General features: G+C 62.5%; 13 protein-coding genes. 1 reads left to right on the top strand and 12 read right to left on the bottom strand.

The genetic code is table 11. The features are described 5' to 3' along the window. Positions 1–9: 9 nt before the first annotated feature. From VM99_21485 to VM99_21540, 12 genes are all read right to left on the bottom strand, one after another. Positions 10–789 (bottom strand): hypothetical protein, encoded by a 780-nt coding sequence (locus VM99_21485; GenBank protein AKK00519.1) that lies wholly within the window; start codon positions 787–789, stop codon positions 10–12. 142 nt (positions 790–931) lie between these two features. Beyond that, positions 932–1,351 (bottom strand): globin, encoded by a 420-nt coding sequence (locus VM99_21490; GenBank protein ID AKK00520.1) that lies wholly within the window; start codon positions 1,349–1,351, stop codon positions 932–934. Continuing rightward, a complete protein-coding gene (locus VM99_21495; GenBank protein AKK01819.1) occupies positions 1,351–2,214 on the bottom strand; it encodes a hypothetical protein in 864 nt (287 codons plus the stop codon). Before VM99_21495 ends, VM99_21490 begins: the two co-directional genes overlap by 1 nt. A gap of 5 nt (positions 2,215–2,219) precedes the next feature. Beyond that, the gene (locus tag VM99_21500) at positions 2,220–4,577 is read right to left on the bottom strand and encodes a DeoR faimly transcriptional regulator (protein ID AKK00521.1); all 2,358 of its coding nucleotides are present in this window, start codon (positions 4,575–4,577) and stop codon (positions 2,220–2,222) included. Further along, the gene (locus VM99_21505) at positions 4,561–5,211 is read right to left on the bottom strand and encodes a hypothetical protein (protein ID AKK01820.1); all 651 of its coding nucleotides are present in this window, start codon (positions 5,209–5,211) and stop codon (positions 4,561–4,563) included. The genes VM99_21500 and VM99_21505 overlap by 17 nt, the downstream gene beginning before the upstream one ends. 263 nt (positions 5,212–5,474) lie before the next feature. Beyond that, complete coding sequence (locus VM99_21510; GenBank protein AKK00522.1) at positions 5,475–7,418, bottom strand: histidine kinase; 1,944 nt, start codon at positions 7,416–7,418, stop codon at positions 5,475–5,477. After that, a complete protein-coding gene (locus tag VM99_21515; GenBank protein AKK00523.1) occupies positions 7,408–8,283 on the bottom strand; it encodes a histidine kinase in 876 nt (291 codons plus the stop codon). Before VM99_21515 ends, VM99_21510 begins: the two co-directional genes overlap by 11 nt. Then, positions 8,276–9,286, bottom strand: a complete 1,011-nt coding sequence (locus VM99_21520; GenBank protein AKK01821.1) for a transcriptional regulator — start codon at positions 9,284–9,286, stop codon at positions 8,276–8,278. The genes VM99_21515 and VM99_21520 overlap by 8 nt, the downstream gene beginning before the upstream one ends. Beyond that, on the bottom strand, positions 9,283–9,687 hold the full coding sequence (locus tag VM99_21525) for an anti-sigma regulatory factor (GenBank protein AKK00524.1): 405 nt from the start codon (positions 9,685–9,687) through the stop codon (positions 9,283–9,285). The genes VM99_21520 and VM99_21525 overlap by 4 nt, the downstream gene beginning before the upstream one ends. Beyond that, a complete protein-coding gene (locus VM99_21530; protein AKK00525.1) occupies positions 9,684–10,046 on the bottom strand; it encodes an anti-sigma factor antagonist in 363 nt (120 codons plus the stop codon). Before VM99_21530 ends, VM99_21525 begins: the two co-directional genes overlap by 4 nt. A gap of 4 nt (positions 10,047–10,050) precedes the next feature. Further along, the gene (locus tag VM99_21535; protein ID AKK00526.1) at positions 10,051–10,902 is read right to left on the bottom strand and encodes a polyvinylalcohol dehydrogenase; all 852 of its coding nucleotides are present in this window, start codon (positions 10,900–10,902) and stop codon (positions 10,051–10,053) included. Positions 10,903–11,152: 250 nt separating this feature from the next. After that, entirely contained in the window at positions 11,153–12,022 is an 870-nt protein-coding gene (locus VM99_21540) for a LysR family transcriptional regulator (protein AKK00527.1), read from the bottom strand. A gap of 111 nt (positions 12,023–12,133) precedes the next feature. Here VM99_21540 and VM99_21545 point away from each other — a divergent pair, with 111 nt between their 5' ends. Continuing rightward, entirely contained in the window at positions 12,134–12,739 is a 606-nt protein-coding gene (locus tag VM99_21545; protein AKK00528.1) for an amino acid transporter LysE, read from the top strand. The last annotated feature ends 142 nt before the right edge of the window (positions 12,740–12,881 follow it).

Below are 12,881 nucleotides of genomic sequence, written 5' to 3' on the forward strand. Positions count from 1 at the left end.
AGCGCGGGTCTACAACCCCGCCGCCTGGGCAATCTGCAACCGCCAGTTTTCCGCTTCCTGCCAGTCGTTGCCGAATGACCAGGTGGTCCAGCACGGCGTGCCGGCACCGATCTGGAACTGAATCTGCAAAGTAAAGGTGTGGTGGGTCGTGCTGGACGTGTAGGTGGTGGAGTTCGACGTGCCCTTGCCGATCTCGCCGCCAAAGTGCGTGCTGCTGACCCGACGCTCGCTGTGGGTGGTATGGGTGTTGGAGGTGTGGACGGTCTGGACTTTCTCATCGACCCGCACTTGGCGAACCACTTGCGGCGCATCGATCAGCGCATGTTGGTAGCCGGACTCCTCTGCATAGAGATAGAGCACGCCGGTTTCCGGAAACAACCCGAGCATGTTTTCCCCGCGGGAGATCCAGCGATACGGCCCCAGTGCCTGTTCGGCGAGGAAGTCCGTGCAGGTCTTGTGCAGGACGACGCCGACATTGTCTTGAACGCGTTTGAGTTCGCGGCTTTCCTGGCGCCAGAACAGCGCCAGCGGCAGGCTGAAGACCCAGGTCACGCACCAGAGCAGCCCCGCGAGAATCGGACCGCCGATGTAATGCCCCTGCGCCACCCATTTGATCAGGAAATATCCGCAGACCAGCCCCTGGACGATCATGAACGGCTTGAGAATCACGTGCTTGCGCTGCGCCAGGCGTGCTTCGGCGGGCGGTATCAACTGGCGGGCCTGTTCAACGCTGGGGGAAAGTGGGACGTGGATGATTTCAGGGCGGGTAGCGATTTCGCCGTGGGACATGTGAAGGGTTCCTGTGACTGCCGTGTCAGCGCCGGAGTGGCGTAAAACGCGCACTATAGCGGCTACCGGGCAGGCTGCCCATGCAGACGGCAATCAAAATATCGAACAGGCCCTTGCCTGCTGATGTCATGGCGCCGGTCCATCACTTTTCGATGACCTCGCCGCGCATCGGTGCCAGGCGCTTGATCAGGCGATTCTGCACAGGCACCGGTATGCGTTGCTCATCCATCGCAGCGATCAGGTCCTCGACCAGGGCATTGAAGTCACTGCGACTGACCTTTTGTCCTTTATGACTTTCGGCCATGGTGTCGCCGGTATAGGTGCAGGGGCCGCCCGCCTCCACGCAAAACTGTTCGATCAGTTTGTCGCGCAACCGCTGGATATCGATTCTGCGAAAGCGCTCCACGATACGGTCATCACGGGCGATGTTCAGCAACATGCCCTCGACGATCGCGGTAATTCCCGGCTGGCCGCCGAGGTCTTGATAGAGGCTGTCGTCCTTGGGCAAGGGTTGTGTGCACGCGCCCAGCAGCACGATGAGCATCAGCAGGACCCCACGCATCAGAAGCCCCCCTGAATGGACAAGTACAAGCCGTTCTGGCGATCGAGCGTCGCGATTTCACCCAGTCGCGCGTAGGCCAGTACCATTGATACGTGTTTGTTGGGGAAGTAACCCACAAACAGATCAGACCAGTCACTCTCCCCGCTGAAGGACAGGTTGTCCGGTTTCTGGCGATACTCGATACCCAAGGCCCAGCGCGGATTGAGCAACACGGCCAGCGAGCCTTCCTTCAGCACGCTGCGGGTATCGCGACGATCGCCGCCGAACCCCAATAGCCCCAGTTCGTTGGCGCGGCTGTAGCGCAGGCTGCCGTTGACCAGCAGGTTGTAGCCAAACGCCGCGCCCATGAATAGCCGACTCGCAGCCAGGTAGCCCTCGGTGTCGCTGTCGCGCCGGGCGCCCACCAGGCTGGGGATGAGAAAATCGTTCTGGTGCTTGTATTGCAGGCCGACGGAGACCTGCGGCAAGGTGTCATAGATCACGTCACCGAACAGGCGCACCTTGATGGCGTAGATGTCCTGGTCGAGATGGTCGTCCGGTAGGTTCAGCTTGTTCACCAGCGACCCCAGGTCGAAACGTTGCCGGGCAAAGGACAGCTCCACCCGGTTGTCATAGGCCACGGCCAACCCCGCCACATCCAGCCGATAATCCGGCAGGTTGACAGAGGTCGCGAACGCGGTCGCGCCCCACTCGTTCTGTTCACCGTACCCGGCCAGCATCGCCCAGGGCGTGATCCCGCCGCCCGCGGCACCTTCCAGGCTGCTGGCGCCGCCTGTCGCGATCAAGCGCCCGCCATCGGCGCAAACGTGTTGGAAGGCCAAGGCCATGCAGCAGCCGATCGACAGGAAAAAACGTGAAGCCATCATGTTCAATGAACCAGCGCTGTACGGATATTCAAAGGCAACGCCACCCAGGCCGCGAAGGCTGCGGCGCTGAGCGGCGGGCTGATCAGGTAACCCTGCGCTGTATCGCAATGCCAGCGCTCGAGTAACCGAAGGCTGTGGGCATATTCGACGCCCTCAGCCACCACCTTGAGCCCCAGGTTGTGGCTCATCTCGATCGTCGAGCGCACGATCACCGCATCTTCACTGGCCTCGTCCAGGTCGCGGACAAAAGACTGGTCGATCTTGAGCTCTTGCACCGGCAATCGCTTGAGGTGCGCCAAGGACGAATAGCCAGTGCCGAAATCATCCACCGACAGGCTGATGCCGCAATCGCGCAGCAGATGAAGGTTCTTCAAGGCCCGCTCGGGTTCGCGCATGACCGCGCTTTCCGTGACTTCGAACACCAGCTGTTCGGCTGGCAACCGGTGAGTGCGTAACAACACCGCGACCCGGTTGGGCAACTCATCGCTGATCAGGTCCTCGGCGCAGATGTTCAACGACAGTTCCAGGCACAGGCCCCGTTCATTCCACTCGGCCAGTTGACGCATGCCCTCGTTGATCACCCAATAGGTCAGGGCCTGGATACTGCCGGTGCGCTCTGCCAACGGGATGAACTCGCCAGGCGAGATCGAGCCCAGTTGGGGATGGTGCCAGCGCAGCAAGGCTTCGGCCTGGCGCACGTGATGTTTGAGGATGTCCAGCTTGGGCTGGTAATGCAGGACCAGCTCACCGTTGTTCGCCGCATGGCGCAGGTCACGAATCAACGTGATTTGACGACGGTGCGCCAGGTCCCGCCCGTGCTGGTAAACCTGCAGATGCCCTGGCATCTGAGCCGCATCCTTCATCGCGATCGATGCGCGCTCCAGCAGGCTTTGGGCGTTTTCGCCATCCACCGGGTACGCCGCGATCCCGAGGCGGCAATCCAAGGCCAAATGATGGCCGTTGATTTGCTGGGGCTTGAGCAGCAACTGCTGCAGTTGGTCGGCGATAGCCACCGCCGCGTCGCTGTCCATCCCGTCGAGCAGGATCAGAAATTCCTCGGCGATCAGGTGCGCCACGGTGTCGCCAGGTTGCAACAGGGCCTGGATGCGCTGGCCGGTTTGACGAAGCAACCGGTCAACCGTCTCGGGGTCCACTGTTTCGTTGATGCCGCGCAGGTTCTCGATGCCCAGGAAGATCAATGCCATCGGCCGTTTTGCGCTGATCGCACTGCCCAGGCGCTCCATGGCCAGTGCCCGGTTGGGCAAGTCGGTGACCGGGTCATGCAACGCATTGTGGGCCAGTTGTTGCTCACGCTCGGCAATGCCTCTTTGCATGGCGTTGACGGCGCTGGCCAACAAGCCGAGTTCATCGGCGCGCGGCAATACCACGGGGGTCTGGTAATCGCCCTGCCCGATGCGCTCCGCCGCCAAGGCCAGCGACTTGACCGGCCGCGACACCCCCCGGGCCAACAGCAAGGCACCGACCAGCGAGGCGATCAGCGCCATCAGGCTAATCACCAGGATTTTTTCATCCAGCGGCGCGAAGGCCTGCATGGCTGCGTCAAGCGGGCTTTGCAGCAAGGCGATCACTTGCCCATCGTACTCACCCGAACCGTCGGCCAGCGTCAGTAACTGGCTGAGGTAGTTGTGATTCAGGTGTTCCGTCGGCATGGCCCCGCTGCGGATGGACGAGCCGAGCATCAAGCGGGATATTGGCCCGTGCAATACCTCTGGCTGAGTGCTGACCAGCCCCCCTGGTTGTTGCCGATCGACGGCAAGAAACGACACTTGCAGGTTGGTGAGTGAGCGCAGTTCACGGGCAAAGGTCTCGTCCATGCTGAACCCCATCACCACCCTGGCCACCGGCAGAGGCGCGAGCACGGGCGTTTCCACCAACAAATGCGGCTTGCCCTGCAACGGCACGATCACCATGGCCTGGCGCGTACGTTGTGCCAGGCGCAGCGCGCCGTCGTACTGGAACAGCGATCCATCGGGCGTATGGTCAAGGGTACTGGCGAGTATCGTGCCATCCATGCTCAGCAGGATCATGTCGCTGGCATTGATCCGCTTGCCATGGTTGATCAGCACTGAACGGATGGTTGCCGCGTCCCGGCTGGCCACCGCTTCGCGAAAGCCGAAGTCGGCCGCCAACAGCTGCACGCCATCGGCTAGGCGCCGCCCCTGGACTTCCATCAGCCGTTCGAAGATGCGCGTGCCGACGTCCAGTTGTGCGTCGGCCTGCCCTCGCACGGCCGTGCGGGTCGCCGCATTGACGCTGAAATACAACAAGCCGATCACCAGCAGCGACAGCAAGATCATCACTGCCGCGACTTGCGCCTGAAAACTATTGCGCAGTTTCACGAGTGGCTCGCTTGAAGGCATCACCGAAGGCACTGGTCGCGGGCGCCATCTGTTCAGGTAACGGTTCGAGTGTCAGCGTGTAGTGCTGCTGGAGTCCGCTGGCAGGAAGTTTCAGCGTGCCGGCATCGATCGGCTGCATCCCTTTGAGCTGCGGGTGCCAGAGGGTCACGTGGTATTCACCGACCGCGAGCTTGTCCAGCGTCACGTTGCCTTGAGCATCGCTGACGGCAAAGAACGGATCGTCGGTGACGAAGACGTAGCCCAGCATGCGGTCGTGGATGTTGCAGCCCAGGACCACCACGCCAGGCTTGTCGAACAGGACCGGCTCGGAGGGCGTGCCCTCGTACAGACGCAGCTCGAAACGCTTGGCGGGTGAAAACGAGTAGACCTGGTGGCGGATGTTGTCGCTGTTGGGAAACTTGATCAGGGAGCCGGTGTGCACTGCCAGTACGTGAGGCGCAAACTGTTGGTTGCGCTGGTCCATGCTGGCGGCCAAGTCAGTTGAGGGCCTATCGATAGGGCCTTTGAGGGTAATGACCGCATCGGGTAACCGCTTGCCCGTGCCCTCGAGAATCTCGACATCAAGCTTCGCCACACCCGCCCACCCGACCGGGGCAGCAAGCAGCAATAGCAAGGCGAAAAGGGAGATTTTTTTGGCCATGCCAATTCCACTGAAAACGATGGGTGAAGGATCTGGGTGACACACCCCTCACGGCGGCACCGGCAATCACGCACTTGGGCGTCTATCAGGGTATCGACCGTCTGGCGCAAACCTGAACAGGCTGGCCTGAAATTCCTTGGCGCCATGGCATGCCCAGGCCACGCCACACCTGGAGGCTCGCTCCTGTAGGCACAATTGAATGCCTGGTCTACCGGGACCCCGCCGATGTCGGGGGGTTACTGAGCATCCAGCGTGAGGCGAACTTTTTCCAGCAACTCGCTGATCTGGAAGGGCTTGACCAGCATTTCCATGCCGCTGCCCAGGAACACCTGGCGGTTGAGCGCGGTTTCGGCGTAGCCCGTCATGAACAGGATGGGCAAACCTTCACGCCAGCCTCGCGCCACATCGGCCAGTTCCCGGCCGCTCATGCGTGGCAGGCCGACGTCGGTCAGCAGCAGGTTAATGGTCGGATCATTCTGCAAGCGCTCCAACGCGGTTTCGATATCCGGTGCCTGGGTGCAGCGATAGCCCGCATCCTCCAGCACTTCGGTCACGAACAGGCGCACCGAAGGCATGTCCTCGACAATCAGCACATGCTCGCCAGAAGCCTGCGGGTCGACAATGAGCGGGGCGACGTAAGCCTGTGTCGAGTCGCTGGTGGCCGGCAGCATGATCGTCACTTCAGTGCCGCACCGCGCCACGCTGCGGATGTGCGCATCGCCGCCAGACTGACGGGCGAAACCGTAGATCATCGACAGCCCCAACCCGGTGCCCTGCCCCAGCGGCTTGGTGGTGAAGAAGGGCTCGAATACCTTGTCGATCACACTGTGATCGATGCCGGTGCCGTCGTCGCGCACCGACAACGCGACATACGCGCCATCGGCCAGGTTGGGGGCGCCATGGGAATGCGCCGCATAGGTGTTGAGCCAAATGTTACCGCCCTTGGGCAGTGCATCCCGGGCGTTGATCACCAGGTTCAGTACCGCGCTTTCCAGTTGCACCGGGTCGACCAGCGCAATCGCCGGTTTGGTGGTCAATTCGAGCTTGAGGTTGATGCGTTCGCCAATGGTGCGCATCAGCAGCTCTTCCAGCGAGCGCACTTGCTCGTTGATGTCCACCGGACGGGTGTCGAGGGGCTGCTGGCGAGCGAAGGCCAGCAGTCGATGCGTGAGGGAGGCCGCGCTCATTGCCGAATTCAGTGCCGCCTCGGCGTAAAACTGAACCTTGTCCGGACGTGCATCGGCCATGCGTTTCTGGATCAGTTCCAGGCTGGTGATGATGCCGGTCAACAGGTTGTTGAAGTCATGGGCGATGCCGCCGGTGAGCTTGCCCAGCGCGTCCATTTTCTGCACTTGCAGCAATTGTGATTCGGCGCGCGCCCGCTCGGCGACTTCCTTGGCCAGTTGTGTGGTGGTGTCGTCCAGCCGTGCCAGGTGAGAACGCTCACGGTGGCGGTGTTCGGTGACGTCCTCGATGAACACCAGGCTCAGTTGCGGCGTGCGGTACGGTGATATCTGCCACTCGGTCTCACGAATCTCACCCTGCACGCGCATGTTCAACGTGCCCTTCCAGCGTTCGCCATCGGCCAGGCGTTGGCGCAACTCGTCGAGAACCGCGCCCTGGTCCTCGTCGAAGCATTCGCTGAGGGTTTCCGGGGCATGGTTGTCCTGGATCATCTGCGCGAAAGCATGGTTACACTCATGCACTTTCAAATGCGCATCGAGCACGGCAATTGGCGCCGAGACGTTGACGAAAATCTCGCGAAAGCGCGCCTCGCTCTCGCGCAGCGCGTTTTCGGTGTCGCGCACCCGCAGCAAGGTGCGCAGGGTCGCCAGCAGCACGTCCGGGTCCACCGGGTGGATCAGGTAGGCGTCGGCACCGGCGTTGAGGCCGGTGATGATGTCGCCGGTCTGGATCGACGCGGCCGATACATGGATCACCGGCAGCAACGCGGTGCGCGCATCGGCGCGCAAGGTACGTACGATGTCGAAGCCGCTCATGTCCGGCAGGTTGACGTCCAGGATCAGTGCGTCGATGGGCTCGTCGGCGATCCGCGCCAGGCCCTCGCTGCCGGTACCGGCCTCCAGCACCACGTAGCCGTGGCTCTCCAGGCGCCGGCGCAAGGCATAGCGGGTGGCGATGTTGTCGTCGACGATCAACAGACGAATGTCACGATTCATCGGCATTCTCCAAGGCGAGCGCCAATGGAATGGTCACGAAGAAGTTCGAGCCGACCCCCGGTGTACTGTCCATCCCGACCTCGCCCCCCAGCAACGCCGCGAAGCGTTTGCACAACGACAGGCCCAGGCCGGTTCCGCGCAGGCGTTTCTGCAAGGGCGAGTCGACCTGGATGAAGTCCTCGAACAATGCACCGTGCAGTTCCGGCGCGATGCCTATTCCGGTGTCGCTGACAGCGAAGCGCACCCGGTCCGGTCCTTCCAGGCGGGCCGAGATCCGCACTTCGCCGCGGGTGGTGAACTTCAATGAGTTGGAAATGAAGTTGCGCAGGATCTGCGCGAGTTTCTTGTCATCGGTGTACAGGCGCGGAAGGCCGACGGGCTCTTCGAAGATCAGGTCCACCGCGGACGCATCGACGATCGGTCGGAACATCCCGCGCAGGGCCGAGAACAGGTCGAACATGTCGAACCACGCCGGGGAAATGGAGATCCGTCCGGCTTCGATTTTCGCCAGGTCGAGCAAGTCATCGACCATGTCGCTGAGTTCGCGGGCGGCGCTGCTGACGAACGCCACCTGCTTGTGCTGCTCGGGGCTGAGCGGGCCGTCGAGTTCATCGGCGAGCAGGCTGTTGATGCTCAGGATCGAACCCAGCGGTGTGCGGAACTCATGGCTCATGTACGACAGGAAGCGGCTCTTGAGGTCCGAGGCCTGGCGCAGTTGCTCAGCCTGGGTGTCGAGTTCGGCATAGAGCGCCAGCACGCCCTGGTTGGTTTCATCGAGTTCGTCGCGCAGGGCGGCGTTCTCGCCCTGCAACTGGGCGATCAACGCGGCTTGCTCGGCAGGGTTCAGGGTAGACGGCTCAGCCATGGGCGGCCTCCAAGGCAACGACCAGCACGGTCACATCATCGCGTCCACGGCAAAAGTCGCGATGCAGGACAGTGGCGACCACAGCGGGATGACGGTGCACCAGGCCGGGGTAGTCTTGAAGATTCCAACGGGACTGCAAGCCATCGCTGTACATGATCAATAAATGTCCGTTCACGTGAGCATAGTCAAAGGGCTGGGCTCTGCGGTATTGGCTGCCGACGATGCCCGGGCTCGACACCAGGCCCCGCGACTTGTCCGCGCTGATAAGGGTAGCGCCGATGTTGCCAACGCCGGTAAACGTCAGGCCATCGCGCGCGGCATTGAACTGGGCGAAAGCGGCTGCGCCGCCACGCGTGCCAATCATGTCGCGGTGCATGTCCTCCATCAACAGCACCGCACTGGCGAACGGGGTCTGGGCGAACGCTCGCTCCCCCGCCTTGGCCGCACGCTCGGCATCCTCACCGTGGCCGAGGCCGTCGATCACCAGAGCACTGATGTTGGCGCCGTTGTACGCCAGGTGCCAGGTGTCGCCACACGCCGGATCGTCGTTCAGCGAATGCTGGCTGACGCCGTAACGCAAGTCCGGCTGGCGATTGCCGCGCGGATACAGCCGCGCCAGCAACACCGCGCCACGGGCATCGGCGTACACATCGAACACTTCGGTCTGGCGCGCCACGGCCCCAAGGCCGATGCCCTGGGTGCCCCCGGTGGAATACCCATCCGTCAGGCAGGCGTCCAGATCGAAGCCCTGGGCGCGATCGACCGCGAGCATCTCGATGCCAAACCCGTCGGGACAAGGTAACAGGCGCAGGTGGAGCTCGCCGCGGCTGGCGTGCTTGAGCACATTGCTGGCCAGTTCGGTGGCGACCAGGGCCACGCGTCCGGCATCGGTGGCATCAAAGCCGTTTTGCTCGGCGAGCCTTTGCGCGGTACGCCGGGCATGGCCGACCTGGCTGCTGTCTTCGATCGGCAGCACCTGGGTCAGTGACCCAGCGATCGTCATGTCCATCGGGTAATCGTGATTCGTGTGCCCTTGCCGGGCTCGGTGTCGAGCTCAAATTCATCGACCAGTCGCTTGGCACCGGTCAGCCCAAGCCCCAGGCCACCGCCGGAGGTCCAACCGTCGGTCATCGCCAGCTTGATGTCGGCGATGCCCGGCCCTTCGTCGCGAAAGACCAGGCGCAGGCCGACCCTGTCGCCCTCGTCGAGGATCTGCCAATCCATGTCGCCGCCACCGCCATAGACCATGGTGTTACGCGCCAGCTCGCTGACCGCGGTCACCAGTTTGGTCAGGTCGATCAGGCGCATGCCGCATTCGGTGGCCAGTTTGCGTGCCGCTTGCCGAGCGAGCACCACGTCCTGTTCGATGTTGATCGGTTGAGTGCCGCTGCTGCGCACGGTCATGAATGGCGTACTCGTTCCTGCAGCAGTTTCATTCCGCGCTCGACGTTCAGCGCGGTGCTGACGCCGGGCAGCGTCAGGCCGAGCTCAACCAGGGTGATCGCCACGGCCGGTTGCATGCCCACCAGCATGGTCTCGGCGTCCATGATTTTCGACAGGCCGGAAATGGTCGCGATCATCCGGCCGATGAACGAATCGACCATGTCCAGTGCGGAAATGTCGATCAACACCCCGCGGGCCGACGTCTTGCTGATGCGCTCGGACAAATCGTCCTGCAGGGTCAAGGCCAGTTGGTCATGCATGTCGACCTGGATCGTGACCAGCAGAAAGTCGCCCATTTGTAGAATCGGGATACGTTCCATCGGCTCAGACCGTCTTGCCAAGGCTGACGCCCAGGCGGGTCAAGGCCAGTTTCAGTGCGTCGGCCAGGTTGGCCTTGGTGACCACGCCTTGCAGGTCGAGGCCCAGGTGCACGATGGTCTGGGCGATTTGCGGACGCACGCCGCTGATGATGCAGTCGGCGCCCATCAGGCGAATGGCGGTCACGGTCTTGAGCAGGTGCTGGGCGACCAGCGTGTCTACGGTCGGCACACCGGTGATGTCGATGATGGCGATTTCCGAACCGGTGTCGACGATACGCTGCAGCAGCGACTCCATCACCACCTGGGTGCGTTGCGAATCGAGGGTGCCGATCATCGGCAGCGCCAATACGCCGTCCCACAGCTTGACGACCGGGGTGGACAGCTCCAGCAGTTCCTCCTGCTGACGCTTGATCACCGCCTCGCGGGATTTTTGGAAGGTGCGGATGGTGTGCATCCCGAACGCATCGAACAGCTCGGAGATTTCCCACAGTTGCTCAGCCAGCAGCGCCGGTTGCTCACGGTAATGAGCTTGCAGCAAGGCAAACAGCGGCCCCTTGAGGGCGAAAATGAAACTGGCGGTCTGTTGCGAATCCTGCCCGAGTTGGGCGCGACTTTGGGAGAGCTTTTCGAGGAACTGGCGCGTGGACTCCCAGCCCGGGGTATTGATGTTGGTGCCGTTGTTGTTTTGCAGGCCATTGATCACCAGTTGCAGGAACTCGCTGGTTTGTTGCTGCAGGTCCTGGCTTTTGAGGTTGCGGGTCGCGCCACTGGTTTCCAGTCCGTTGACCCATTCGCCCAGCACCTGCGCCTGTTTGTCTTTCATCGCCTCGAACGTGGTGTTCTGCAGTGCTGCCATGTGTGAGTTGCTCCTGAACGTAGGGGAAACCGGTGACTGAGAACGACCGGCGCGAATGAATGACCTTGGCCATCAGAAATAGTTTGGGTAGTTGTTTCGGGAATTTACAGGGGCTTAGTCCTTGATGCTCGTAATTTTTTTAACTTTGCCTGGATGTCACTTATAGCCGTGCAGATTGCGTGAATGAGTGTTGCTTTTTCGCCCGAACCTGCAAGTGCTGGCCGCCGTCCACGGTAGCCGGGTCGGCAAGCTAGGCCTGCGCAGGGGCGCCCAGGGTCTTGATCAGAAAGCTGCGCAGTCCATCCACCGCGATCGATCCTTGCGAGGCCCGGCTGCGATAGACCGCCACGCTCATGGATTCCAGCGCGCCCAGGCCATGTTCCTGGCCCAGCACCTGAAGGTTGGCCGGGGTGCAGCAGCGGGTCAGCACCGCCACCGCGACCCCGCTTTCCACCGCGGCGATCTGCCCGGCCAGGCTCGAACTGTTGTAGACGACCTTATAGCGGCGCCCATGGCGGACCAGGGTTTCCACTGCCGTGCGGCGGGCCAGGCTTTCTTCGTCGTAGACCGCGATCGGCAGCGGATCCCGACGCCAGAGCTCGAACTGCGGCGAGCCGACCCAGACCATGGGTTCATGGAACAGAAAGGCGCCGCGACGCGGACTGTCGCGCGAGACCAGGGCCAGGTCCAGTTCACCGCTGGCCACCCGGGGAATCAGTGCGGTGGATTGCTCACAGGTCAACTCGATGTCGACGCTGGCGTAGCGCGCCGAGAACCGTTTCAACACCGGCGTGAGGTAAGGCGCGGCGTAATCCTCCGCCACGCCGAGGCGGATCCGTCCGCTCAGCTGTTCGCCCCAGAAGGCCCCCAGCGTTTCTGCGTGCAAGGCCAGCATGCGCCGGGCGTAGCCGAGCAGTGCTTCGCCGTCACTGGTGAGCTGGAAGTGTCGCGGGCCGCGGCTCAGGACCTGGCGGCCCAAGGCCGACTCGAGTTTCTTGAGCTGCATACTGACGGCCGACTGCGACTTGTTGATCTCAAGGGCGGCGCTCGACAGCGAGCCGGTATCGACGGCGGCGACGAAGCACTTGAGCCAATCGATCTGAAGATCCCTGGGTGTCATGGTGGAAAACCCTGCATTCGATAATCGAATACCTGAGTGCCACAATATGCGCTTTTCGTCCAGGCATTCTCGCGTCAACATCGGCGCCTGTCATCGTGCACCGGAGCCCCCATGTCCCTCGACGCCTGGCTGTTCTACCTGCTGACCTGCTGTGGCATCGCCCTGGTGCCCGGCCCCAATGCCCTGTTGGTGCTGACCCACGGGGCGATCCATGGCCACCGCAAGACACTGTTCACCATCACCGGCGGCGTCCTCGGTTTCGTCATCGTGATCGCCTTGTGCGTCCTCGGCCTGGGCGCCTTGCTGCAAGCGTCGCTGCATTGGTTGACCGCGCTGAAGATCATCGGCGGGCTCTACCTGATCTGGCTGGGGCTGAGCCTGTGGCGTTCGGAGGCGATGACCCTGGCGGTCAGCGACGTGAGCGGCTCGGCCGACTGGTCGCTGTTTCGCCAGGGGCTGCTGTCGGCGATTTCCAACCCCAAGGCCTTGCTGTTGTTCACCGCATTCATCACGCCGTTCATCGACGCCCAGCGCAATCTGATCCTGCAGGCGACGGTCATGGCGCTGACCTACGCATTCGTCGAATTCGCCGTGGAGTTCGGCGTGGCGAGCGCGGCGAACCGGGTCCGGCCGTGGCTGGCGCGGATGGGCCGGCGTTTCAACCGCATCTGCGGCGGTTTTTTCGTGGCGTTTGGGGCGTTGTTGCCGATCCGCTAGGCAGGTGCCTTCGTGGGGGGCGGCGTGAGCGACGGACGCCTGCCGCAGCCGCCATTGTGCAACGCAATGGCGGCGCATGTTCCGTGGCGGGCTCCCCCCACGAGGCTCAAGCTTGGGCCTTGCATGCCGATCAACTTCCCAG

The sequence above is a fragment of the Pseudomonas chlororaphis genome (genome assembly GCA_001023535.1).
GTDB classification, from domain to species: domain Bacteria; phylum Pseudomonadota; class Gammaproteobacteria; order Pseudomonadales; family Pseudomonadaceae; genus Aquipseudomonas; species Aquipseudomonas chlororaphis_E.

Coding starts and splice junctions, on each gene's coding strand:
- VM99_21485 (AKK00519.1), bottom strand. CDS start 789: ATGTCCCACGGCGAAATCGCTACCCGCCCTGAAATCATCCACGTCCCA.
- VM99_21490 (AKK00520.1), bottom strand. CDS start 1,351: ATGCGTGGGGTCCTGCTGATGCTCATCGTGCTGCTGGGCGCGTGCACA.
- VM99_21495 (AKK01819.1), bottom strand. CDS start 2,214: ATGGCTTCACGTTTTTTCCTGTCGATCGGCTGCTGCATGGCCTTGGCC.
- VM99_21510 (AKK00522.1), bottom strand. CDS start 7,418: ATGAATCGTGACATTCGTCTGTTGATCGTCGACGACAACATCGCCACC.
- VM99_21515 (AKK00523.1), bottom strand. CDS start 8,283: ATGGCTGAGCCGTCTACCCTGAACCCTGCCGAGCAAGCCGCGTTGATC.
- VM99_21520 (AKK01821.1), bottom strand. CDS start 9,286: ATGACGATCGCTGGGTCACTGACCCAGGTGCTGCCGATCGAAGACAGC.
- VM99_21525 (AKK00524.1), bottom strand. CDS start 9,687: ATGACCGTGCGCAGCAGCGGCACTCAACCGATCAACATCGAACAGGAC.
- VM99_21530 (AKK00525.1), bottom strand. CDS start 10,046: ATGGAACGTATCCCGATTCTACAAATGGGCGACTTTCTGCTGGTCACG.
- VM99_21535 (AKK00526.1), bottom strand. CDS start 10,902: ATGGCAGCACTGCAGAACACCACGTTCGAGGCGATGAAAGACAAACAG.
- VM99_21540 (AKK00527.1), bottom strand. CDS start 12,022: ATGACACCCAGGGATCTTCAGATCGATTGGCTCAAGTGCTTCGTCGCC.
- VM99_21545 (AKK00528.1), top strand. CDS start 12,134: ATGTCCCTCGACGCCTGGCTGTTCTACCTGCTGACCTGCTGTGGCATC.